Below are 24,517 nucleotides of genomic sequence, written 5' to 3'. Positions count from 1 at the left end.
CTTCTATATAAATATTTTGTAACTTTTTTGCTTATCACAGACTAAGCCTAAACGTCCTACAACCCTCTAAATGCAACGCTCTGCAACTTGACACATTTAAAGTTTGGGCTACTCCCCTTTCGCTCGCCACTACTAAGGGAATCTCTTTGATTTCTTTTCCTCAGGGTACTTAGATGGTTCACTTCCCCTGGTATCGCCTCTATTATTTAAATAATAGATAGCTAGCATCTTGCTAGCTGGATTACTCCATTCGGTAATCTTGGGATCAATAAATGTTTGCTTCTCCCCCAAGCTTTTCGCAGCTTACCACGACCTTCTTCGCCTTAAAGCTCCTAGGCATCCACCATAGACTCTTATTACTTTGACCATATTTTTATCTTCCATCTCTATTTTGCCAATTTGTTTATACAACATAGAATAATATATATCTTTGTTTAATCCATGTCAATACTTATACCAATATTTTAATAAATAAATTTATAAAAATAAATTATAAGTAAAAAATTTATATTTTAAATAGAAGATTTTGCTAAAAATAAAATAAATGCATTAAACATTCCAGATACAAATCATTTATAATTTATATCAAGCTCAAAAAAATCAATTAAAAATTTAGCAACACCATCCTCATTATTACTAAATCTTGTTATTTCATTATTCGCTAAATTAATTTTAAGAAATTCATTAGCATTTTTCATTAAAACCCCTTTGCCAAGATTTTTAAGCATCTCATAATCATTATTATTATCTCCAAAGGCTAAAACATTACACAATGGAATGCTCTCAAGAAAAGCAATATTTTTAATAGCATTATATTTATTAGCATTAATATTAGTAACCTCTAATAAATCCCTAGAAGAAAAAAACACCCTTATGTCTTGAAAATCTCTACTTCTAATCTCATTATCAAGTTTATCAAGAGTTGCCAAATCATCACAATAATAAACAATCTTAGAAACAGAATCAACACTTAATTCAGTCAAATCTGTAATAATAACATTTAAACCCAAATCCCTAATAAAATGTTTCATAATAGGACTTTTAACATCTGAATTAGAATACCAAGTATCAAAAGTATAAAGATTAACATCAACATTGACTGTACGTATCTTAAGAATCTCTTTTACTAAATCATAACTCATTGCATGTCTAAAAATTAAATTTTCTTGCAAAAACACTTCAGCTCCATTTGCAGTTACAAGATAATTATTATCAATATTAATTTCTTTTAATTGATTCCTTACATTTTTAACTTCACTCAACCTTCTGCCAGTTGCAATAATTATTTTAAAATCTTTACCCAAAGTCAAAAGAACCTCAAGAGTTAGAAAACTAATCTCATGACTATTATTTAATAAAGTGCCATCAAGATCAAAAACCAGTATTTTATATCTTTCATAATTAGAATTCATATATAAATCTCTCTTGTAAGATATAATATCACAAATAATTTATTCTCAATAAATTACTCTTAAAGAGAACAAAAAAATAAAATTTAATAACAATATATTTTTTGAAACTTTTTAAAAAATATATTTAAACCAAAATCAACACCTTGAAACAAATTTATTACCTTCAATATAAAATCTCCAAAGCTTATTTATATCATCCTCTTGTGCATAATTAATATTTATTCTTTTTGAACAAACTATATTAAAATCTAGATTCAAACCCCTTTGTAAAAAAAGCTCATTATTCCCAATAAGATCAACTTTATTAAAGGCTAGATCAATGTTTAAAAATTTTGTAAGTTTGCCAGGACCATTAGTAAGAACGCATTTCTCTCCCAATAATGGAGAAACGGGCTCTACACTTCTAATTAAAACAGCTTGGGGATTATTTTTATCCGCAGTCACAATGTTAAACATATGGTGCATGCCATATATTATATACACATAAGAATATCCTCCTATGTTATACATAGCATTTGTACGATTTGTCCTCTTACCACTATAAGAATGACAAGCGCTATCTGTTATCCCCATATAAGCTTCCGTTTCAACAATTCTAACAACTATTTCCTTTTTATCGATCTTTCTGATCAATAAATTACCAAGCAATAATTTTGCAACAGTACTAGCATCTTGTAAAAAAAAATATCGATCCATAAACTCAATTTTAAAACAAGATAATAATAAAAAAAATATTGCCAAAATACACATGTTAAATATAAGAACATAATATTACCAATAATAAGCATAAAAACTAAAATGGATTAATCATCTAATAAATAAATATTTCAATAAAATTCTTAGCTAGTTAATAAATTGTTTGATTTAAAAAGCAAAAAATTTATTAAATTGTTCAATCAATAAAAAATATTTCTAAAAATTGCTCGGGCTTCAAAAAAAGAAAAATATTTTTACCTTTAAAACATACTGAAGATGATTCCAAAAGTCACCAAAACAAAAGTAGAATTATTTATTAATTTAACTTTTTAGGAAAAATTGAATAAAGAAATAATGTTATAACTTTAAAAGTTTTTATAGCTTGATCACGACAACCCACAATAAAATACTACAATTTCAATATCAAAACAATTGACATCAATTATAATAATCTTTTAAATAGGCAAAAATAAAATTAACAAATCTTATAAAACACTTATATAAAATAGCAAACATTGGAAAATGTATGAAAAATTACAAACAATATGCAACATCTCTTGTATCTTTTCAAAATACAAGAGATGTTGACAAAGCTAGAAGATTTAAATAAAATTTTTAAAGAGTTGGTATAATTAAGGGATCATAGCTCAGGTGGTTAGAGCGCAGGTCTGATAAACCTGAGGTCGGATGTTCAACTCATCCTGGTCCCAATGTATTCCATTTTTCCAAGTATTATGTACTATAGTCTACTTTAACTATGATGAACAATAAAAATAAAACATTTGTCAATTTCGATGTTAGAGTATATTTACAATGCAATTTCAATTTTAAAAATTGCAATTGCCGTTCTATTAGATTTAAAATACATATTTAGCAATATAAAAAACTTTCAACTCAAAATCTAAAATTATGTTTACTATTAACAACGTTTAATTTAATATGAAACTGTATAATACTATACACTTTCTAAAGATTTATTTTTTCTAAAGGTTAAACTAAAAATTTACTTTGAATTCAAAAGCTTTTTCATCAAAATAAAAATATAGAGAAAAGTAAATAAAATTGGTTTTGATTTATCTTCCTCTTAGAAAGGATATGATCTAGCCACACTTTCCAGTACGACCACCTTGTTAAAACTTCACCCCCCCTCACTAAAAATACCCCAAACATCTTCTTTCCTTATGAGTTGAAATAGTTCTCGGACATCCTTAACTCAGGCGGTATGACGACAGGCAGTATGTATAAGGCCTGAGAACGTATTCATCGTATCATTCTAATATAGGATAGGATCACTCGATTCCAACTTCATAAAATCGAGTTTCAAACTTCAATCCGAACACCGAAACTTGCTTTGTGCGCTTTGTTTTATACAAACCATTGTAGCATGTATATAGCCCAAGAAATAGGGGTCATAATAATTTAACATAATCCTCACACTGATCCGATTTACCACCAGCAATCTCATCTGAATCCCCACCATTACAGATAATAAGGGTTGTACTCGTTGTAAAACTTAACCCAACACCCCACAACACGAGCTGACGACAACCTTACAGCACCTGTATATAGACCCCAAACGGGGAATAAATATCTCTAACTATACCTTATATATGTTAATCCTTGGCAAGGTTCCTTGCATATCATCGAATTAAACAACATACTCTATCGCTTGTGCGAGCCCCTCGCTAATTCCTTTGAGCTTCACTATTACGAACATACTCCCCAAGAGACACACTTAACACGTTAACTTCAGTACCAATTTTTAGTTACCACCAAGAATGCATCGTTTACAGAGTAGACTAACGAGGTATTTAATCCTGTTTATCCCCTACGCTTTTGTGACTCAGCATCAATCTTCACCCAGAAGTATTTTCGCCTTTGCCTCCGGCATTCTTCCTGATATCAATAGATTCCACCCTTATACAAGGAATTCTAACTTCCTATATCAGACTCTAGGTATATAGTTTCCAACATAACCCCCACAGTTAAGCCGTGGCATTTTGCATAAACCTATATATCTACCTACTCACCCTTTACACACAATAATTCAAAACAAAGCTCGCCACCACCTACACATCTTACCGAAGCTACTAGTAAGTATTAGCCGGGGCTTATTCACAAATTAACATCATCGCCTTGTCATTTCCTACAAAGCTTATTCCTCGCTTATAAAAGAATTTTACAATCTTTAGACCTTATTCATTCATGCAGCATCACTCTGTCAAACTTTCACCTATTGTAAAAGATTATTAGCTGCTACCTCCCATGGAAGTTTAGACCGCATCTCAGTTCCAGTGTGACTGTTTATAATCTCAAATCAATTACTTATTGTCGTTTTGGGGGATTTGTCCCTACCCCCAACCAACAAGACATAAACTCAACTACAAGCGAAACTTCAAAGGATATCAATTAACTAATATCCTTTGGTATTAGCTGCTATTTTAGTAATTATTCCTATCCAACAAGTAGATTGCCTATTAATTACTACTCCGTTAGTCACTAAATATACTATCACATCCAAGCTTGACTTGCATTATTTAAGATGCATTAACAGAACAGCTGACTTTAAGTCAAGATTAAGCTTTTAGTTATTCTTATTTAAAGAATCAACAAGCTTTGTTTACCCTTTCGTTTAACTTCTAACCTTATTAAACTCTCATCTAATCTTCCGATAATTATTTCAAACCTTTAACAAACTTACCCAACAACATGCTTAACATCAATCTAGGGCACATGCCTATGGAGGTTAAGGGACTCGAACCCTTGACCCTCGGCTTGCAAAGCCGATGCTCTAGCCAACTGAGCTAAACCCCCAATCAACTTAAATTTAATAAAATTCTTTAATACCAAAATAATATTAATAATAAAAAATTAAACACAAAAACCACTCTTAAATTTATAAGAGCAATGCTAGTTTTAAAAACTCCTTTATCAAAAGAAAAGAGTAGAGAAGAGTTAATGGAATTAGCCTTAATTTATCTTTCTCTTAGAAAGGAGGTGATCCAGCCGCACTTTCCAGTACGGCTACCTTGTTACGACTTCACCCCCCTCACTAAACATACCTTAAATACCTTCCTCCCTTACGGGTTAGAATAATAGCTTCGGGTATCCTCAACTCGGGTGGTGTGACGGGCGGTGTGTACAAGGCCCGAGAACGTATTCACCGTATCATTCTGATATACGATTACTAGCGATTCCAACTTCATGAAGTCGAGTTTCAGACTTCAATCCGGACTGAGACCTGCTTTGTGCGTTTTGCTTCACATCACTGTTTCGCTTCGCTTTGTACAGGCCATTGTAGCACGTGTGTAGCCCAGGACATAAGGGCCATGATGATTTGACGTCATCCTCACCTTCCTCCGACTTATCACCGGCAGTCTTATCTGAGTCCCCATCATTACATGCTGGTAACAGATAACAAGGGTTGCGCTCGTTGCGGGACTTAACCCAACACCTCACAGCACGAGCTGACGACAACCATGCAGCACCTGTATATAGACCCCAAACGGGGAATAATTATCTCTAACTATATCCTATATATGTCAAGCCCTGGTAAGGTTCCTCGCGTATCATCGAATTAAACCACATGCTCCACCGCTTGTGCGGGCCCCCGTCAATTCCTTTGAGTTTCACTCTTGCGAGCATACTCCCCAGGCGGCACACTTAACACGTTAGCTTCGGTACTAACTTTTAGTTAACACCAAGTGTGCATCGTTTACAGCGTAGACTACCAGGGTATCTAATCCTGTTTGCTCCCTACGCTTTCGTGACTCAGCGTCAGTCTTGACCCAGAAGTTCGCCTTCGCCTCCGGTATTCTTCCTGATATCAACAGATTCCACCCTTACACCAGGAATTCTAACTTCCTCTATCAGACTCTAGACATATAGTTTCCAACATAGCTCCACAGTTGAGCTGTGGTATTTTATGCATAGACTTATATATCCGCCTACTCACCCTTTACGCCCAATAATCCCGAACAACGCTCGCCCCTTACGTATTACCGCGGCTGCTGGCACGTAATTAGCCGGGGCTTATTCATAAATTAACGTCATCGCTTTGTCATTTCCTACAAAGCTTATTCCTCATTTATAAAAGAATTTTACAATCTTTCGACCTTCTTCATTCACGCAGTGTCGCTCCGTCAGGCTTTCGCCCATTGCGGAAGATTCTTAGCTGCTGCCTCCCGTAGGAGTCTGGACCGTATCTCAGTTCCAGTGTGACCGTTCACCCTCTCAGGCCGGTTACTTATCATCGTCTTGGTAGGCATTTACCCCACCAACTAACTAATAAGACGCAGACTCATCTACAAGCGAAGCTTTAAAGGCTTCCTTTCATCAATTAACAAATTAATTGACCTTATTCGGTATTAGCTACTATTTCTAGTAGTTATCCCCATCTCATAGGTAGATCATCCACGCGTTACTCACCCGTTCGCCACTAAATGTATTGCTACATTCCGTTTGACTTGCATGCTTAAGACGCACTGCCAGCGTTAGTTCTAAGCCAGGATCAAACTCTTCGTTATTCTTATTTTTTATTTAAAAAAATTAACAAGTTTTGTTTATTCTTTTGCTTGGCTTTCAACCTTACTTAACTCTTCCCTTCTCTCATCTTCCAATAGTCATTTCAACATTTAATACTTTAACAAAAGAAGAATCATATTGTCAATACCTTTGCATTATTTTATTAACATAAAACATAAAAAAATAAATTTTATTAATCAAACATGATAAAAGCATTAACAACCACATTTTTCATTAACAGGCAAAGTTGTAAGAACTTTTTTCAATTTATTCCCTAATTTAGCTTTTAAATAATCAAAGAAAGTTCTAAAATTTTCATTATCTCCTTTAAACTTAATCCACAATTCTTTGAAAGTTAAAATTCCTTCCCTAAGGTCACTATAATTCGTAAAAGATGCATTACAATCACTATACATTAAATTATAAAAATCAGAATCTTGCTTGTCCTTAAAAAAATCTATACTTGGTATCTTTTTAGCAAAGGCAAATCCTCTCTCATAGGCCGTACCCGCATCAACATAATTAACCAAAGCTAAAACAATATCGCTACTAACCAACTCTTTTAAATCTATTTCCCTTATTTTTTCTCTTATATCTCTATTTACAAACTTATAATCAACCTTTTCAAGCAATCCCATCTTTTTGACAGCATGATGCTCTGGAGAAAATACATCTAAATTGAACTCTTCAAGAAATTTCAAAACCTCATCCCTAAGCTTAATTTGCTCTTCGTTGAAAAATGGAGAAGCTAAATAAATTTTCATAAAAACCCCTATTAAAATTTAAGTATAACACAATAAATCAATTGGATAAAACCTATAATAATAAAGTTTTGACTCTAAATAGAAAACATTTATTTTGAACGACTTCTGCTGACTAAAATAGTAAATTCTCCTTTAATCTTCTCTTTACTCGATTCAAAATATTTTTTTAATTCTAAAGGCTTTCCAATTTGGTATTCTTCATAAATTTTTGTCATCTCGCGACCAATAAGAATCTTCGCATCCAAACTAACAGAAGAAATTTCAACAAGCAATTTCAAAAGTCTATGACCAGATTCAAGCAACACAAATGCATCGCCCCTTTTATATAGCTCAGCAATTCTTTTAAACCTTTTAAGACCCTTGTTAGGTAAAAATCCTTCAAAAAGCACTGATTTATCTCTAAAAGGATTAACACTTACAATCGTATTAAAAGAACTTACTCCAGGAATTGGACAAACTTTGTACCCCTCTCTAAAAGCAGCAGCAACTAACAGACTCCCCGGATCGCTAAGCCCTGGAGTGCCAGCATCACTAACAAAAGCAACAGAATTGCCTTTTGCCAAATAATCTAATAGTGAGCTTATCTTCTTATTTTCTGTTACGGCATTACAAGAAATCATTTTTTTATTAATTTTATATCGCGACAAAAGCTTACTAGTTACTCTGGTGTCTTCTGCAAAGATAACATTTACCGATTTTAAAACATCAACCGCCCTATAAGTAATATCTTCTAAATTGCCTATTGGTGTACCAATAATATACAACATAACTCCTTTTAATTCCTCCAAAAACTAAAAATCAATATATTAAAACACATCTTCCTTAATGATAAAAATCTAAAATCCTTTATTTACTAAATAATACAAGAATAAGCTTATACGCTATATTTCACACATCTATCAAAATACTTGCTTTTGTATTACACTTAGTTATATCATTAAGTATTAATGATTAAAAAGTTAAAAGAAAGGGAAAATTTATGTTTGCATTAATTAGAAAAATATTTATAATTTATTTTCTATGCATTACTCTTGCAGGCTTTGCCATGATTTTTATTGACAGTAAATTCACCGAGCAACCTGATTCCAAAGAGAATCAAAACAAAATTAATCAACATACAATCGAACCTAATTTAATTATGTTTACATCTTCTATAGGAGGATTTTTAGGTGTTTATGCTGGAATTTGGATCTTCAACTATGATAAAAACAATTTTTACTTAAATTGGGGAAATTTAATTATATTAATATATAATATAGCCCTAATTATAACTGTATACTCAAAGTCACGTAGTTAGCCAAAATACAACTTAATTAATTTTCATAATTTATAAGTTATTAACTATAATACCTCTTTTAATCATATATTTATAAACCTCTTCGGGATTTTCCAAACTTTCAATCAAGTTTTCTGCCCTGTCGTTTATTTTTTCCACCAATTTTTTATAAGCTACTTTTATTCCTCTACTTTCTAAAAAATCCTTTGCGGGTTGAGAAACAACCCCAGCTTGAACATTTTGAAGCCCTATATTATAAATAATAATAGCCGCTGCCTTGCCCACAACTTTATCATAAATCTCAAGTCCTTCTTTATTCTGAATATACTTATTAATAAAATTATCTACTTCTAAAAGAGGTTTTAATCCCCTTTCCATATTAGAATAAAGTATTTTATGATCTTTAAATAACCTTAATGTTGGATTCAAGCCTGATATCATTTAAAACCCCTTTTTTAACCATACTTTATAATAATTAATAATAAAAACAAACACTATTAATAATATACATAAACAATAAATACTGCAATATCTAAAAAGATAGTATACTTATGCTATATGATATTCGTGCCAAAAAACAACAGTAATTCTAAAATTGAAATAAAAAAATCTATCTTTGTTTCATACATTTTTAATATTGAAAAAAAAGAAGAGATAAATAAAACTATTAAAAAATATAAAACAAAATTTAAAAATGCTACCCATGTAGTTTATGGATTTAGAATTGGAAATAAGAACTCATTTCTAAATGGAATGAGTGATGACAGAGAGCCTAATTTAACAGCTGGAAAACCCACATTGGATGCCATAATACACAACAACTTAACCGATACTTTAATAATTACATTGCGATATTTTGGGGGCACTTTGCTTGGCAGAGGGGGATTAATCAAAGCATATTACAAGTCTGCCAAAGAAGTTATTAAAAATACATCTATAATGGAAAAAGAGGAATTAGAAATTTTAAGCTTAAATTTAAATTACAACCAATACAATTCACTGTTAAAAATGAAAAATAAACTTGAAATAGAAATAACGGATTCAAACTTTTCAAACAAAATAAACACTTCAATTAAATTTAAAACAAAAAATAAACAAAAAATATCGGAATTTTTAATAGAAAACGGCTTAAATCAAGAAATTTTAAAGCTTCAAAAAGAATAATATACATGTCAAATAATCAAATATTTAAAACTACTTTAAAGTATTATTATTTTTACCATTTATGTTTTAAAATATAAAAACAAAACCAAATAAAAAGAGAAAATTTATATGAAAATAATATCTGTAATCAATCAAAAAGGGGGTGTAGGAAAGACTACAAGCGCCATTAATATTTCCTATTCAATGACCCTGCTCAATAAAAAAATTCTTCTAATAGATATTGATTCACAAGGAAACTCTACTAGCGGCACAAACACCTCAAAACGCATAACTGAAAACTCAAGTTATGAACTTATCAATAAAAAAATAAAGGTCAAACCTTTAAATCATTTTAAATTAGACATAATTCCATCTAGTATTAAATTAGCCTTACTAGAAAAAGAATTAATAAATGAACTTTCAAGAGAAAATTTTTTAAAAAATGCACTAGCACTGTATGAAAAAGATAAATATGATTTTATTATTATCGACTGCCCCCCTACACTTTCAATATTAACTATAAATGCCCTTATTGCAAGCAATTACCTATTAATACCAATTGAAACAGAATTTTTTGCATTTGAAGGCATAAATCAATTAATAGATACAATAAATACCGTAAAACAAATAAATAAAACTCTAGAGATTGCGGGTATTTTTATAAATAAATACGATATAAGAAACAAAACTAAAGAAAAATATGTAAGCTCATTAAAAAAAGTTTTTAAAGAAAAACTTTTGAATACAAAAATAAGGAAAAATATAACCATTTCAAAATCTCAAGAAGCAAAAATGCCTGTATATGAATATGACAAAGAAAGTAATGCTGCAAAAGATTTCTTAGAACTCTCAAAAGAGATAATAAATATAATCAAGGAATAACTATGTCTGATAATCTAGAAACTTTAATGTTTCTAATGGGTAAAAAATTAGAAACATCTTCAAGCAATTTAGAAAATATCGAAAAAAAAGAAATTATTTCAATTGAAAGAAAAAACTTTGACTACAATAAGCTAGACAAAGATATTTCTGATTTTTTGAAAACAAAACAATATGAAATTTTTAACATTTTTAATAATACTTATACAAAAATTGGGAAAATACTTAAAGAGACTCAAGACAAATTAAAAGGAAACAATCAATATAACGGACTTTTTTATCAGTGGTTTAAAAGTATGGGATTTAAAAAAGATAAGGTTTACGCTTTAATATCAAGATATAAGCTGCTTGTCGAAAATTCCGACAAGCAGCTTACTATAGAAAAACTACCATTATCATTATCATATGAAATATCTAAAAAATCTTGCCCCTCCATTTTAAAAACCGAAGTTCTAAATGGTAAAATAAATTCTTTAAAAGAATTTAAAATTGTTTATAAAAAAAATTTTGATTTAAAAGATACACATAAATCATCGCTTAAAAAAGATGAAAAATATGAAAACGATATAAAAGAAGCGTTGGATTTCATATTAAAAACTATAAAAGAATTTAAAAATATTGAACTTAATAAATTAGATCAAGAAAACTTAAAATTATTTTTTCATTCTATTTCTGAAATAAAGAAAAAAATAAAATATATTAAAAATAATTTAATCTAAATCAACAGCTGCACCAATAAAAATATAAATTTTATTTATATTTTTATTATTTGTTTTACAAATATTAGATTGGCTTTATTTACTTTTAAATTTAAAAATAAATAATTGAATACAAATAACAAAATATAAATTTTGCACTTCATTTAAAGCTTAAGATTTCTTTATAAAAACTAAATAATTTAAAAACAAACTTAAAAAGTTATTCATTGTGACAAATGCCTAAAAATCAAAACTCCCATAAAAATTAAGAAAAGACATTTTGCAATCTTTAAATTATAAAAACAAATTTAGTTGATATGGCCAAAAAAGGAAACAATTCTTCTTAAATCGCTTGCTGTAAAATACTCTATTTCTATTTTCCCTTTATCTTGATTCCCTTTAATATCTATTTTTGTTTGAATTTTATCAAATAAAAATTCTTTTATGTTACTTAAAAAAGGATCTTGTTCGACTTCTTTTTTTTTTGTTATAGATTTATAAAAATTTTTAACATATTTTTCTGCGTCTCTTACAGAAAATTTTTTTTTCAGTATAATTAAATAAAGATTATACCTATCTTGTTTGTCTTTTAAGGATAAAATAACTTTAGCATGCCCAAAAGAAATTTCTTTTCTATGCACTGCATTTAATATTTCTTGTTCAAGGTCTAAAATCCTAACTATATTTGAAATATAGGTTCTACTTTTGCCAATTTTTTCAGACAAATCCTTTTGAGTTAAAGAATATTTATTCATTACATTTTTATAGGCATAAGCTTCCTCAACAGGCGTAAAATTTTCTCTTTGTATATTTTCAACCAAAGGCATAAAATCTCTACAAGATTCTTTTATATTAACTTCAATAACAGGAATATTTGTCATCTGAATAAGTTTGGCAGCCCTAAATCTTCTTTCTCCTACTATTATTTTATACCTCTCATTTACTTTACAAACAATTATGGGTTGCAAAATTCCATTTTCCTTTATAGAAATACTCAACTCTTCTAATTCAACAAGACTAACAGATTTCCTTGGCTGATCATTATCAATATCTAAAAGTTGAATATCTATCATTTTAAAAACCCTGTCCATATTATCAAAACCTCCTACAACACAAAATTTTATCAGGTTATAATATTGAATTACAATTTAAGAATAAAAAAAAAGAATGTTCCACGTGGAACATTCTTAAATAAAAAAAACCAATTCTTTATTTAATAAATTTTGAAACAGAAATCAAGCTGTCATTATCAAGAAATAATACTTGAATTCCTCTAGCATCTTTGCCTTGTTCAGACACTTTTCCAGCTACTGTTCTTAAAGCTTTTGAACGTTTACTTACAAGCAAAATTTCATCATCTTCTGAAACTGCTATAGCATCAACAACACTACCCGCTTTTTTATCAGATTTTTTATAACTAGTATAACCAGTGGCTCCTCTTTTAAGCTCAGATATTTTAGAAACACTCAATCTTTTTCCATACCCATTCTCAGAAATAATCAAAAGATAAGGATTTTCTCTAACCGCCAAAACTTTAACAAACAAATCCCCTTCTTTTAATTTCATTCCACAAACACCTTGGGTACCTCTATTAGTAAGCCTAACATCCCTTGAATTAAATATAAACGCACTACCCTTTTTAGAAAGACAAATTACTTTTTCATCCTTAAAAACAATCTCTGCACTTGTAACAAAATCTTTATCATTAAGTTTAATAACAATAACACCTCGTGACTTTACTGTTTTAAAATCTGTAGATTCGAATCTAGCTATCTTTCCACTTGCAGTTGTAAGCAATAAATAAGAATCATCAGTAAAATCCTTACTATTCTTAATAGTTAATATTTCTTCCTGAGCTCCTAAATTAATAAGCTCACTAATATTTTGACCTTTTGAAGCTCTTGAAGAATCTTTTATTTCATAAGCATTGATTAAATAAAGCTTTCCTTCATTTGAAATCATAAACAAATAATCATGAGAATTGACACACAAAGCAATAGCAATCTCATCTCCATCATTAAGATCAAAAGAGCTGAGACCTTTTCCTCCCGTACCTTGCAATTTATACTCATTTTGTGAAAGTCTTTTAAGGAAACCTTTCTTTGTAAGCATAACAACAATATTTTCTTTTTGCATTAAATCCGACATACTAGTTTTTAAAACCTCCTCATCATAAATTATTTTAGTTCGACGTTCATCGCCAAATTTCAAACCTAAATTTATAGTTTCTTCTCTTATGATATTAATAATCCTTACTGGATTCAAGAGAATATCTTCATAATCTTTTATTAAGCTTAAAAGCACATTAAGCTCTTCTTCAAGCTTAAAAATCTCAAGAGCTGTAAGTTTTTGCAACTTCATATCAAGGACTGAATTGGCCTGAATCTCTGAAAGACCAAAATTTGCAACAAGTCTCTCCTTTGCATCTTTTGCTAATTTAGATGATTTAATAATCTTAATAACCTCATCTATATTATTTAAAGCAATATTTAATCCCTCAAGAACATGTGCTTTCTCTTTTGCCTTTCTCAAGTCAAATTCAATACGTCTTTCGATAATATTTTTTCTATGCTCAATAAATTCAAATAATAATTCTTCCAAATTCAACTGTTTAGGAATACCATCAACAAGAGCTAAATTATTTATACTAAAATGCTTTTTAAATTCAGTATATTCATAAAGCAAATTCATAATAACATGAGGATCAAATCCTCTTTTAACTTCAAGAACTATTCTAATGCCTTCTCGATCAGACTCATCTCTTATATCTAAAAGTCCTTCTAGCTTTTCTTCTTTTGCCAAAAACGCAACTTTCATAAGAAGTGCAGATTTATTTACTGTATAAGGTATTTCTGTAACAATTATAGCATTTCTATCTTCTGTTCTTTCTTCAATATGATATCTTGCTCTAATAACAACACTTCCCTTACCAGTTTTGTATGCTTTAACTAAATTATCATTATAAACAATCTCTCCAAAAGTTGGAAAATCGGGACCTTTAACTATCTTGAGCAAATCAAATATAGAGGCATTCTCATTATCCAACATATAAACAATAGCATCACAAATTTCCCTTAAATTATGAGGCGCCATGTTGGTAGCCATTCCAACAGCGATTCCACTAGAGCCATTTACCAAAAGAAATGGAAATGATGAAGGCATAATCTCAGGCTCACTTAAAGAATCGTCATAATTAGACTTAAAATTAACAGTCTCTTTGTCTATATCCTTAACAATATATTCAGCTATTCTTGCCATTTTAGCTTCAGTGTATCGCATAGCAGCAGGAGGATCTCCATCAATAGATCCAAAATTTCCCTGCCCCCGTATTACAGGATATCTAAGTGAAAAATCTTGAGCAAGTCTTACAAGAGCATCGTAAATTGATTGATCTCCATGGGGATGATATTTCCCAAGAACATCCCCTACTATTCTTCCAGCTTTTTTAAAAGCTTTATCAGAACGCAGTCCCATCTCATACATAGAATAAAGTATTCTCCTGTGAACTGGCTTAAGACCATCTCTTACATCTGGAAGAGCTCTGGAAACAATAACTGACATTGCATAATTCAAATAAGAAGTTTTTATTTCATCCTCTATCTTAACATTTAATATTTGTTCTTTATTTTCTCCAACTGCCATTAACGCTCCAATTACACATCAAGATTAATTACATTAAGTGCATTCTGTTCAATAAATTCTTTTCTAGGCTCAACTAAATCCCCCATAAGAGTAACAAAAATTTTTTCAGCCTCAACAGCGTCATCTATATTCATCAATCTCATTTTTCTTCTAGCAGGATCCATAGTCGTTTCCCAAAGCTGAGTTGGATTCATCTCCCCAAGTCCTTTATATCTTTGCAAAAGGATACTATTGCGACTTTTAGTCTCAATAGAATTTAAAAATTTTTCTTTTTCTTTCTCGTCATAAAAATAATAAATACGATTGTCATACTTTATTTTATAAAGAGGAGGCATGGCTATATATATATAGCCATTTTCAATTAATTCTCTCATATATCTAAAGAAAAAAGCTAAAAGCAAAGTTCTAATATGAGACCCATCAACATCAGCATCTGCCATAATAATGATCTTGTGATAACGAAGTTTTGTAATATCAAAAGTTTTGCCAACTCCTGCACCAAGAGATGCAATTATAGGAATAAGCTTATCATTGGTAATTACCTTATCTTCTCTTGTTTTCTCAACATTAAGCATTTTGCCCCATAATGGCAAAATAGCTTGAAAAAATCTATTTCTGCCCATTTTAGCGCTTCCTCCAGCAGAATCACCTTCTACAATATAAATCTCTCTTTCCAAGGGATTTTTAGAAGTACAATCAGCCAATTTCCCGGGCAATGCTAAGCTTTCAAATGCATTTTTTTTTCTTTCTGATTCTCTTGCTTTTCTTGCAGCCTCACGAGCACGCGCAGCTTTTATTGCTTTTCCAAGAATAAGGTCTATCTCTAAAGGATTTAAATTAATAATTTTCAATAAATGCTCGTATACAATAATCTCAACTATTTTTTTTATCTCAGAATTACCAAGCTTACTCTTTGTTTGACCTTCAAATTGAGGTTCTGGAACTTTAACAGAAATAACAGCTGTAAGCCCTTCTTTAAAATCATCCCCTGTAAGATTTGGAACATCTTTTTTACTTATTTTTGAATTTTTAAAAGCTTCGTTCATAGCCTTAGTAAGGCCACTTCTAAAACCCATAACATGGGTCCCCCCTTCTCTTGTATTAATATTATTAACAAAAGAAAGAATATTGTCAGAATAGCTCTCAGTCCATTTAAGTCCTACATTAACAATAACATCATTCATTAAACCATCAATATAATAAGATTCTGATTGATAAGCTTTACTGTCATTGGTTAAATAATCTACAAAAGATTTTATACCACCTTCAAAATAAAATTTTGAAGATTTTTCTTTACCAAATCTTTTATCTTCAATTGAAATGCATATTTTATCGTTTAAAAAAGCAAGCTCTTTAAGCCTTTTTTCAAGAACATCAAAATTATAATCTAAAGTTTCAAAAATTTCAGAATCTGCTAAAAAAGTAACCTTAGTGCCCGTAATAGAAGATTCTCCCACAACTTCTACTTTAGAAGTTGGAATACCTTTTGAAAAGGTTTGCCTAAAAATTTTTCCATCCCTATTAATATAAACTTCTAAAAACGAAGACAAAGCATTTACAACCGAAATTCCAACACCATGTAATCCCCCAGAAACTTTATAAGTGCCTTTATTAAACTTACCACCAGAATGTAGCTTTGTTAAAACAAGTTCAAGAGCACTAATTCCCTCTTCTTCATGAATATCCGTAGGAATCCCTCTCCCATTATCAATTACAGTTATGGTATTATCTAAATTAATAATAACATCTATTCTATCGCAAAACCCAGCTAAAGCCTCATCAATACTATTGTCAATCACCTCATAAACCAAATGATGCAACCCATTAACAGAAACAGAGCCTATATACATGCCAGGCCTTTTCCTAACAGCCTCAAGTCCTTTTAAAACCTGAATGTTACTAGCAACATAATTCATAAACCTTCCATTCATTTAATTAAAATCTAGACACAGATAAATTCTACATTAAAAAAAAAATAATATCTATTACATACAAAATAACAAAAATTTTAAAAATTTTACAAACAATTTAAATAGAATCCTAATTTAACATTATACTATATAATGTTAAAAGTATAGTACTAAAACCAACAAGGACAAAAAATGGAAAAATCAAAAAATATATGGAGCTTGATTTTAACAGAAATAAAAAAAGAACTATCAGAAGAAGAGTTTTATGTTTGGTTTGAAAATTTGTGCTTTTTAGAATCCGTAGGTGACAATATTAAAATATCTACTCCAAATTTATTCCACAAAAATCAAATAGAAAAAAGATTTACAAAAAAAATCAAAGAAATACTCACAAACAATGGCTACGATAACGTGGCCATTGTATTTACAAATCAATCACCTAAAACCTATTCTAGCAAAGAAGAAAGCGAAAAAACAACTTTTAACGAAACTTTCCCAACATTAGACAAACTTAAAGGAACCACACTCTCTAAAGAGTCGCTTCAAAGTATTAAAGATCGTATAAAAATGTATATCAAAAAAGAAGAAGAACCTAAAAATTTCAAAAATCCCTTTCTTAAAAAAAGATATACATTTGAAAATTTCATCATAGGGCCAAATAATAAACTCGCATACAACGCTAGCTTGTCAATCTCAAAAAATCCTGGGACAAAATATAATCCCTGTTTAATTTACGGTGGAGTTGGACTTGGAAAAACACATTTACTTCAAAGCATAGGAAACAAAACAGAAGAATTGCATAATAACCTCAAGATACTATACGTTACTGCTGAAAATTTTTTAAATGAGTTTGTAGAAAGCATAAAAACACACGAAACAAAAAAATTTAAAAAAAAATATAGATATTTAGACATGCTGCTTATAGACGATATCCACGACTTACAAAAAAAAGAAGGCATACAAGAAGAGCTTTTTCACACATTTAATGCCCTTTATGAAGACAATAAACAATTAGTATTCACGTGTGACCGGCCTCCTTCTGAACTTACAAATTTTACAGATCGACTAAAAAGCAGGTTTACAAGAGGATTAAATGTTGATATATCAAAACCCAATTTTGAACTCAGAGTAGCTATTATTGAAAAAAAAGCAGAAGAGGATGGCATAAAAGTTCCTAAAAATATACTAAATCTGGTTGCTCAAAAAGTTACAACAAATGTCAGAGACCTTGAAGCTGCTGTAACAAAACTAAAAGCATATATAGATTTAGACAATATAGAAATTGACATTGACATTGTTGAAAAAATAATAAAAGAAATAATAATTTACGAAAAAGAAACAACCAATGAACCAAGCAATAAAATCAATATTGAAAATATAAAAAAAATACTCTTAAGGGAGCTAAAAATTGCACATAAAGATATTGAGGGACATAGTAAAAAACCAGAAATAACAAAAGCTAGGCATATTTATGCATACCTTTTGAGGAATTTTACAGAGCTATCAACAATTGAAATTGGGAAAATTATTGGAGGCAAAACCCATTCAACAGTGCTTTATTCGATAAATAAAATAGATAGGGATAGAAATAAGGACAAAGAAATCAACAATTTAATCACAGAACTTATGAACAAAATAAAAAAAAATTAAACCTAATTGAAAAATTAATAATTCTTTTAAACAATTAAAACAAATAATTTATCAGAAATACAACAAAAAACAACCTATAATTCAACAAGATATTTCTTTATTAAATATGACATTAAACACAATTAAACAATTAAACAGAAGCCTATTACTATTACTACTATATATATATGCAAAAACTAAAAATATAAAAACTTAAAAAGATAAAATGTAATAAAATATATAAGGAGGCATCATGCTAAATAACACATTTTTTATTTGCGACACAAATCAAATTACAAGTGAAATAGAAAAAGCAAAGGGAATAATATTAAACAGAAATATGAATGACATTTGGAGTGCATTGTTAATCGAAGTAAAAAACTCTAATCTCATAATTAAATCAACAGATAGGAATATTTTTTTTGAAAGCACAATCCCAATTGTTTCAGAGACAGATTTTAAGGTATTAATTAATGCCTCAAATTTTTATGACGCAGTAAAAGCATTTAGTTTTTACAAAAAAATTAAAATAGCTTTTAATGAGAATAACAGCAAATTGGAAATTATGGGAGAATCAAAGGATGAAAAAGAAGAAGAATATGAAGATCATTTAAAAGAACCTACCTTTTCATACGAAGAAATAGAAAATTACAATTATGATATGGTTAATGAAGATTACACCTTTGAAATTGAAATAAAACAAAAGTCTTTTAAAAAAATAATAAACAGAATAGCTTTTTCAGCGCATCTTGATGAATCCAAAAATGTATTAAATGGTGTGTATTTTACAAAAGATGAAGATTCCAAATTATTGTTTGTTTCTACAAATGGTCACAGAATGTCTATTTGTAAAACAGAGGTTACAGTTGAAGAAGATGTAAATTTTATAGTTCCTGTAAAAATATTTAATTTTTTAAAACATCTTATGTCAGGAGAAGGTTTGGTTAAAATAAAATCCTCGGATAAAAAATTTTATGTTGAATTTGATAATTATAAAATAGCTTGCAGTTTGATTAGTGGCAATTATCCTGATTATAAGAGCATTATACCTAAAGAACAAAAAAATAAATCTTTAGTTTCGCTAAGCATTTTGAAAGATAGACTTGCTAGAGTTAATTTATATGTTGATAAGTCAAGAAAGTTAGTTTTAACTTTTTCTGAGCTTCAGCTGAAACTTCTTGGAGAAGATTTGATTACTGGAAGAAAAGGTGAATTTTTTATTAAAAATTCGAACTATCTGTATGATGGTTCAGATGAGGTTATGGCTATTAATATTTCGTATTTTATTGAAGCTATTAGTGTTTTTGAAACTTCAAAGATAGAAATACAATTCAATTCGGGGAATGTATTAAAATTGAGTGAGCCTGAAGATTTGAATTTTATGCACTTGATAATGCCGATGTCTTTGGGTTAAAGTGAATTATTAATGTGATTTTGAATATTAAAATAAAAATAAGCTTTTTTAAAGTTTATTTAATATTGTTTTTTGCATTGTGGTATTAAAAATTTTTATGAATGATTCTGCTTTTAAAAAAATAGACAATGTTCTTAAAAATTATTTAGAATCTGATTTACTTGTTAATAAAAAAATAAGTTCAAAATTAACGATTGCTGGTAAATGGAATCAAATTTTTAAAGCTTTGTCAGATGATGTGAAATTTTTAGATTTTAAAAATGAGCAGGTTCTTTTTCTTGAGGTAAGCAATTCAAGTATTTTATATAGCATATCAATCAATAAGTCAAAAATAATAAAATCAATAGAAGAATTAACGGGTATTAAAGTAATAGATATAAAGGTTTTAGTAAAGTAATTATTATTGACAATCGTATTTATATACTATACCATGGTAGTGTTCAATTTGCAGCTTACTAGCAGAAAATTGTTTTTAATGGAGGAGCGTTTTGAAAAGGACTTATCAGCCTAGTCGTGTTAAAAGAAATAGAAAATTTGGGTTTAGAGCTAGAATGAAAACTAAAGGTGGAAGACTTATTCTTTCAAGACGAAGGGCAAAAGGAAGAATAAAATTAACTGTTTCTGATGAAAAAAAGAAATATTAGTCTAAAATCAAAAATAGAAATTCAAAAAATTTTCAAAGAAGGTAACCTGATTAGATTTAGCAATCTTAATCTTAAAATGTTTTGCAAATCAAATCATCTGATTTATTCTAGGCTTCTTGTTACCTTTTCTAAAAGTTTTAGGGGATCTGTTAAAAGGAATCGCGTTAGGAGACTTTTTAAAGAAGCTTTTAGAAAAAGATTAGAATTGTTAGAAGGTAGGGCTATAGATGTTATTTTTGTAGTTTATTATGACAGGTTGGATTTGACATATTTTAGTATTGAATCTCTTATGAAAAGTTTAGTTTTAATGGTGTGAAGGGGCATAAGTGAATCAAAGTAAAAGAATTTTAAGAACCGTTTATTTGTCTTTATTTTTAATAGGTCTTTTTATGCTTATTAATGATATTTTTTCTTCCTGGATGTTAGGCTCTAAGTCTTCTGACAAGGAATTGCAGTTTGATTTAAACAAAAGTTTTGATGATAATAAAATGCTTTTAAGTAAAAGCAATAACTTTAATTTGATTGATAAGGCCCAAGATATTGTTGTAGAAACAGGGATATATTTTGCTACTTTTTCAACATTTAGAGGAAATTTGGTTTCATTAAAGCTTAAAAATCATTTAAATTTAGAAAAAGATCCTACAGACTTGATTAATGTTGATTATAAAAATGAACCTTTTTTTGATGTTAGTTTTGACTATTTAGTAGAGGATTTGTTTTTGTATAAAAAAATAGATGATTTTAATCATGAATTTAAAGCTTATTTTAAGAATAATGGTAAAACTTATGAATATGTAAAGAAGTATACATTTTCTAAAAAGAATGAATACTTAATGAGATTTGAAGTTATTGTAAATGGTCTTGAAGATTATAACTTATTGGATATTGATTCTTATAAAATTACTTTTAGTTCTCAGATTGAAAGGCTTAGTGATAAAGCTAAGCTGCAATATAATAATTATTTATCTCAAATAATTTATTATGATAATAAGCTTAAATATGGTAAAGATGATCTAAGGATTAACAATCCTAAATGGATTGGTTCTAGTACCAAGTATTTTGAGGTGTTGGTTTCTAAAGAAAATATGGAGGTTGAGTTTAAGAAGGAAAAAGGAATTCTTAAATCGTTTATTGTCAATAATGTTATAAATAAAAAAAACATTAGTGATAAGTTTTTTATTTATGCTGGGCCTAAAGACAACAGATATCTAGACATTTTTGACAAGAATAGTGATAATACCTTTGGTTTATCTGATATTGCTTTTGGAATGTCAGTAGAAAAGAGTTTGTGGTATTTAATTCAAGTTCCTATGCAAATGGTAATGCAAGTTTTTTATGATGTTATACCTAATTGGGGGCTTTCAATTATTTTTTTGACAATTGTTGTTAGAATACTTATATTTCCTTTGACATTTAAGGGATTTAGAGCTACTGCTGAGCTTTCCAAACTTCAACCTAAAATGAAAGAACTTCAAGTGAAGTTTAAGCATGATCCCAAGAAGTTGAATGAAGAGATGGGAAGGCTTTATAAAGAAGAAGGAGTTAATCCTCTTGGAGGGTGTTTCCCCATAATTTTGCAGCTTCCTATATTTTTTGCCCTTTATTCACTTGTAAATAATTTATTTTTATTAAGAGGAGCTAATTTTATTCCAGGATGGATTGATGATTTATCTATCGGTGACAGCGTATATCATTTTGGATATAAGCTTTATTTTGTTTCTTGGACTGATATTAGAATTTTGCCTTTTATTATGATGTTTACTCAATTAGGGTCTACAATTGTTAGTTCTAATATTGATTTAAAAAATCTAGGAGCGCAGCAGAAGTTTTTATATTTTGGAATGCCTATTATGTTTTTTTTCATACTTTACAATATGCCATCAGGGCTTTTAATATATTGGATTACAACAAATATTTTTACTATTTTACAGCAATACTATATAAAGATGCATTTGTCTTAAAAGGGGGAATAATATGAGCTATGAATTTTACGGAAAAACCGAACAAGAAGCAATAAAGAAAGCAATGAGAGATCTAGAATTAAAAGAGGGTGAGTTTGATGTAGAAATTTTAGACAAAGAAAGGGTTGGATTTTTATTTAAGAAAGAAATGATTAAAATAAGGGTTTCTCCTCATGTAAAGGAAGTTAAAAAAGGTAGTTTTGAAATTCAAATTGGGGATGAAATTTGTGATAAAATCTTAGAATTTGTAAAAGAAATGCTAATTAAAATGGGATATACTGTAAACTTAACAATAGAACTTAAAGAAGAAGGGTATGTTAAGATTTCTATTGAGACAGATAGTCCAAATATTTTGATTGGACGAGAGGGTAAAAATTTAGATTCTTTACAGCTTTTGACAAATGTTTATACCTCTAGGCTTATTGGTGAAACTGGTGCCTTTAATAGGGTTATATTGGATATTGGAGATTATAGAGAGCGATTTAAATCCAGGTTTATTAATTTAGCAATAAATTCTTTTCATAAAGTCAAAAGAACCAGGCGTTCTATTTTGTTGCCATCAATGAATCCTTTTGAAAGAAGAATTATTCATACAACTTTAAATCGTTATAGTGATATAAAAACTGAAAGCGAGGGTGATGGAAATATAAAAAGAATAAGGGTTTCTTATGTCAGAAATAATAGATTTGGCAGCAATAACTTTCGAAGTTATCAAAAAAGAGATCTTGGGTTTAAAAAATAGATTGATAGTGTTAGTTTGTATTGAGTTTTAAAGGAATAATAATATGAAGATTTTTTTAACTGGAATTGCAGGGTTTATTGGATTTCATGTAGCCAAAAAACTTGTAGAAAAAGGGCATGAAGTTTTAGGTATAGATATATTAAATGATTATTATGATCTCAAATTTAAGCATGAAAGATTAGAGGCTTTGGGTTTTTGTTCTAAGGATGTTAAAACCGATAAGATTATTAAGAGTGAAAAATATAATAATTTATCTTTTGCTTATCTTGATATATTAAATAAAGATAAACTACTAGAACTTTTTAAAGAGTATAAGTTTACACATGTTTGTCATTTAGCTGCTCAAGCGGGCATTAGGGATAGTCTTGAAAATCCTGATAACTATGTTTCAATAAATATTGTTGGGTTTTTTAACGTTTTAGATGTGTGTAGAGTTTACAAAGAAAATATCAAGCATTTTGTTTATGCTTCAACGTCATCGGTTTATGGCATAAATGAGAATATTCCGTCTAATGAAGATTCTAGTACGGATCACCCTTTAAATTTATATGCAGCTAGCAAAAAATCTAATGAGATGATAGCTCATGCTTATAGTGCATCTTTTAATATTCCTACAACAGGGCTTAGGTTTTTTACAGTTTATGGAACCTATGGAAGACCCGATATGGCTTTATATTTATTTTCAGATGGAATTAAAAACGGTGAGTCCATTAATATTTTTAACAATGGAAATATGGCTAGAGATTTTACATATGTAAGTGATATTGCAAACGGTGTTTACAAAGTGTTAAAAAATCCGGCTAGAAGCGATTGTAATTTTGACGTTAAAAATCCAAATTCGTCAACGTCTTCTTTCCCTTATAGAATATATAATATAGGAACTGGACATGCAACTAAATTGTTGGATTTCATTGAAGAGCTTGAGGCAAATTTTGATAAAAAGGCTTTAAAAAATTATATGCCTATGCAAAAAGCAGATGTTGTGGAAAGTTGTTGTGATATTTTAAAGCTTAAAAATGATGTGGGCTATGAGGCTAAAATTTCTATTAAAGAAGGAATAAAAGAATTTTCACAGTGGTATAAAATGTTAGAGACTACTAAGAAAGTTTGATTTTAAATTTTTTTATTCAAAATGATAGATTTTTAATAAATTTATGTTTGCTTTGGTTCAATAATTATTGAT

General features: G+C 29.3%; 20 protein-coding genes, 2 tRNA genes and 3 rRNA genes. 13 read left to right on the top strand and 12 right to left on the bottom strand.

Annotation, left to right across the window (positions count from 1 at the left end):
• The 3 genes from HNP63_RS02175 to HNP63_RS02165 all read right to left on the bottom strand — a co-directional run.
• A 23S ribosomal RNA gene (locus tag HNP63_RS02175) occupies positions 1–367 on the bottom strand; the annotation flags it as partial.
• Positions 368–569: 202 nt separating this feature from the next.
• Positions 570–1,412, bottom strand: a complete 843-nt coding sequence (locus tag HNP63_RS02170) for a Cof-type HAD-IIB family hydrolase (RefSeq protein ID WP_004789526.1) — start codon at positions 1,410–1,412, stop codon at positions 570–572.
• A 135-nt stretch (positions 1,413–1,547) separates the two neighbouring features.
• Complete coding sequence (locus tag HNP63_RS02165; RefSeq protein WP_011601017.1) at positions 1,548–2,108, bottom strand: DNA-3-methyladenine glycosylase; 561 nt, start codon at positions 2,106–2,108, stop codon at positions 1,548–1,550.
• Between the two features lie 636 nt (positions 2,109–2,744).
• Between HNP63_RS02165 and HNP63_RS02160 the strand changes: the two genes are divergently transcribed.
• Positions 2,745–2,818: transfer RNA gene (locus tag HNP63_RS02160), tRNA-Ile, on the top strand.
• A 378-nt stretch (positions 2,819–3,196) separates the two neighbouring features.
• Here HNP63_RS02160 and HNP63_RS02155 read toward each other — a convergent pair.
• The 5 genes from HNP63_RS02155 to rsmI form a co-directional block, all read right to left on the bottom strand.
• A 16S ribosomal RNA gene (locus HNP63_RS02155) occupies positions 3,197–4,700 on the bottom strand.
• Between the two features lie 148 nt (positions 4,701–4,848).
• Positions 4,849–4,922 (bottom strand) — tRNA-Ala (locus tag HNP63_RS02150).
• Between the two features lie 176 nt (positions 4,923–5,098).
• Positions 5,099–6,634 (bottom strand): 16S ribosomal RNA (locus HNP63_RS02145).
• 213 nt (positions 6,635–6,847) lie between these two features.
• A complete protein-coding gene (locus tag HNP63_RS02140; RefSeq protein WP_004789885.1) occupies positions 6,848–7,396 on the bottom strand; it encodes a nucleoside 2-deoxyribosyltransferase in 549 nt (182 codons plus the stop codon).
• An 89-nt stretch (positions 7,397–7,485) separates the two neighbouring features.
• On the bottom strand, positions 7,486–8,163 hold the full coding sequence (gene rsmI / locus HNP63_RS02135) for a 16S rRNA (cytidine(1402)-2'-O)-methyltransferase (protein WP_038850618.1): 678 nt from the start codon (positions 8,161–8,163) through the stop codon (positions 7,486–7,488).
• A 212-nt stretch (positions 8,164–8,375) separates the two neighbouring features.
• On the opposite strand from rsmI, the gene HNP63_RS02130 reads away from it, so the two are divergent.
• On the top strand, positions 8,376–8,693 hold the full coding sequence (locus HNP63_RS02130) for a hypothetical protein (protein WP_011601020.1): 318 nt from the start codon (positions 8,376–8,378) through the stop codon (positions 8,691–8,693).
• A 30-nt stretch (positions 8,694–8,723) separates the two neighbouring features.
• On the opposite strand, the gene HNP63_RS02125 is transcribed toward HNP63_RS02130, so the two are convergent.
• A complete protein-coding gene (locus tag HNP63_RS02125; protein WP_004789512.1) occupies positions 8,724–9,113 on the bottom strand; it encodes a DUF1893 domain-containing protein in 390 nt (129 codons plus the stop codon).
• Positions 9,114–9,230: 117 nt separating this feature from the next.
• On the opposite strand from HNP63_RS02125, the gene HNP63_RS02120 reads away from it, so the two are divergent.
• The 3 genes from HNP63_RS02120 (at position 9,231) to HNP63_RS02110 (ending at position 11,413) form a co-directional block, all read left to right on the top strand.
• Positions 9,231–9,836, top strand: a complete 606-nt coding sequence (locus tag HNP63_RS02120) for a YigZ family protein (protein WP_004789723.1) — start codon at positions 9,231–9,233, stop codon at positions 9,834–9,836.
• Between the two features lie 108 nt (positions 9,837–9,944).
• Positions 9,945–10,697: a ParA family protein gene (locus HNP63_RS02115; RefSeq protein ID WP_048830596.1), complete on the top strand. Its 753-nt coding sequence runs from the start codon at positions 9,945–9,947 to the stop codon at positions 10,695–10,697.
• A gap of 2 nt (positions 10,698–10,699) precedes the next feature.
• A complete protein-coding gene (locus HNP63_RS02110; protein ID WP_183227096.1) occupies positions 10,700–11,413 on the top strand; it encodes a hypothetical protein in 714 nt (237 codons plus the stop codon).
• A 287-nt stretch (positions 11,414–11,700) separates the two neighbouring features.
• On the opposite strand, the gene HNP63_RS02105 is transcribed toward HNP63_RS02110, so the two are convergent.
• The 3 genes from HNP63_RS02105 to gyrB form a co-directional block, all read right to left on the bottom strand.
• Positions 11,701–12,483: a ParB/RepB/Spo0J family partition protein gene (locus HNP63_RS02105; protein ID WP_183227094.1), complete on the bottom strand. Its 783-nt coding sequence runs from the start codon at positions 12,481–12,483 to the stop codon at positions 11,701–11,703.
• 118 nt (positions 12,484–12,601) lie between these two features.
• Positions 12,602–15,034 carry a DNA topoisomerase (ATP-hydrolyzing) subunit A gene (gyrA, locus tag HNP63_RS02100; protein ID WP_011601026.1) on the bottom strand — a complete coding sequence of 811 codons (2,433 nt, stop codon included), beginning with the start codon at positions 15,032–15,034 and terminating at the stop codon, positions 12,602–12,604.
• 11 nt (positions 15,035–15,045) lie between these two features.
• Positions 15,046–16,950 (bottom strand): DNA topoisomerase (ATP-hydrolyzing) subunit B, encoded by a 1,905-nt coding sequence (gyrB, locus tag HNP63_RS02095; protein ID WP_183227092.1) that lies wholly within the window; start codon positions 16,948–16,950, stop codon positions 15,046–15,048.
• 186 nt (positions 16,951–17,136) lie between these two features.
• Between gyrB and dnaA the strand changes: the two genes are divergently transcribed.
• The 8 genes from dnaA to HNP63_RS02055 all read left to right on the top strand — a co-directional run bounded on the left by dnaA (position 17,137) and on the right by HNP63_RS02055 (position 24,445).
• Positions 17,137–18,594: a chromosomal replication initiator protein DnaA gene (gene dnaA, locus HNP63_RS02090; protein WP_183227090.1), complete on the top strand. Its 1,458-nt coding sequence runs from the start codon at positions 17,137–17,139 to the stop codon at positions 18,592–18,594.
• Positions 18,595–18,826: 232 nt separating this feature from the next.
• The gene (gene dnaN, locus HNP63_RS02085; protein WP_004789384.1) at positions 18,827–19,987 is read left to right on the top strand and encodes a DNA polymerase III subunit beta; all 1,161 of its coding nucleotides are present in this window, start codon (positions 18,827–18,829) and stop codon (positions 19,985–19,987) included.
• A gap of 97 nt (positions 19,988–20,084) precedes the next feature.
• Positions 20,085–20,384, top strand: a complete 300-nt coding sequence (locus HNP63_RS02080) for a DciA family protein (RefSeq protein WP_004789623.1) — start codon at positions 20,085–20,087, stop codon at positions 20,382–20,384.
• 91 nt (positions 20,385–20,475) lie between these two features.
• Positions 20,476–20,631 (top strand): 50S ribosomal protein L34, encoded by a 156-nt coding sequence (gene rpmH, locus HNP63_RS02075; protein ID WP_004789541.1) that lies wholly within the window; start codon positions 20,476–20,478, stop codon positions 20,629–20,631.
• Positions 20,612–20,947, top strand: coding sequence for a ribonuclease P protein component (rnpA, locus tag HNP63_RS02070; RefSeq protein WP_183227088.1), 336 nt, complete (start codon positions 20,612–20,614; stop codon positions 20,945–20,947). The genes rpmH and rnpA overlap by 20 nt, the downstream gene beginning before the upstream one ends.
• A 10-nt stretch (positions 20,948–20,957) precedes the next feature.
• A complete protein-coding gene (gene yidC / locus HNP63_RS02065) occupies positions 20,958–22,592 on the top strand; it encodes a membrane protein insertase YidC (protein ID WP_048830600.1) in 1,635 nt (544 codons plus the stop codon).
• Positions 22,593–22,605: 13 nt separating this feature from the next.
• Positions 22,606–23,334, top strand: a complete 729-nt coding sequence (gene jag, locus HNP63_RS02060) for an RNA-binding cell elongation regulator Jag/EloR (protein ID WP_011601029.1) — start codon at positions 22,606–22,608, stop codon at positions 23,332–23,334.
• Between the two features lie 43 nt (positions 23,335–23,377).
• Positions 23,378–24,445, top strand: a complete 1,068-nt coding sequence (locus HNP63_RS02055; RefSeq protein ID WP_183227086.1) for an NAD-dependent epimerase — start codon at positions 23,378–23,380, stop codon at positions 24,443–24,445.
• The last annotated feature ends 72 nt before the right edge of the window (positions 24,446–24,517 follow it).

This window comes from Borreliella afzelii, assembly GCF_014202295.1.
Taxonomy (GTDB): Bacteria; Spirochaetota; Spirochaetia; order Borreliales; family Borreliaceae; genus Borreliella; species Borreliella afzelii.
This window is presented reverse-complemented; position numbering and strand designations above follow the sequence as displayed.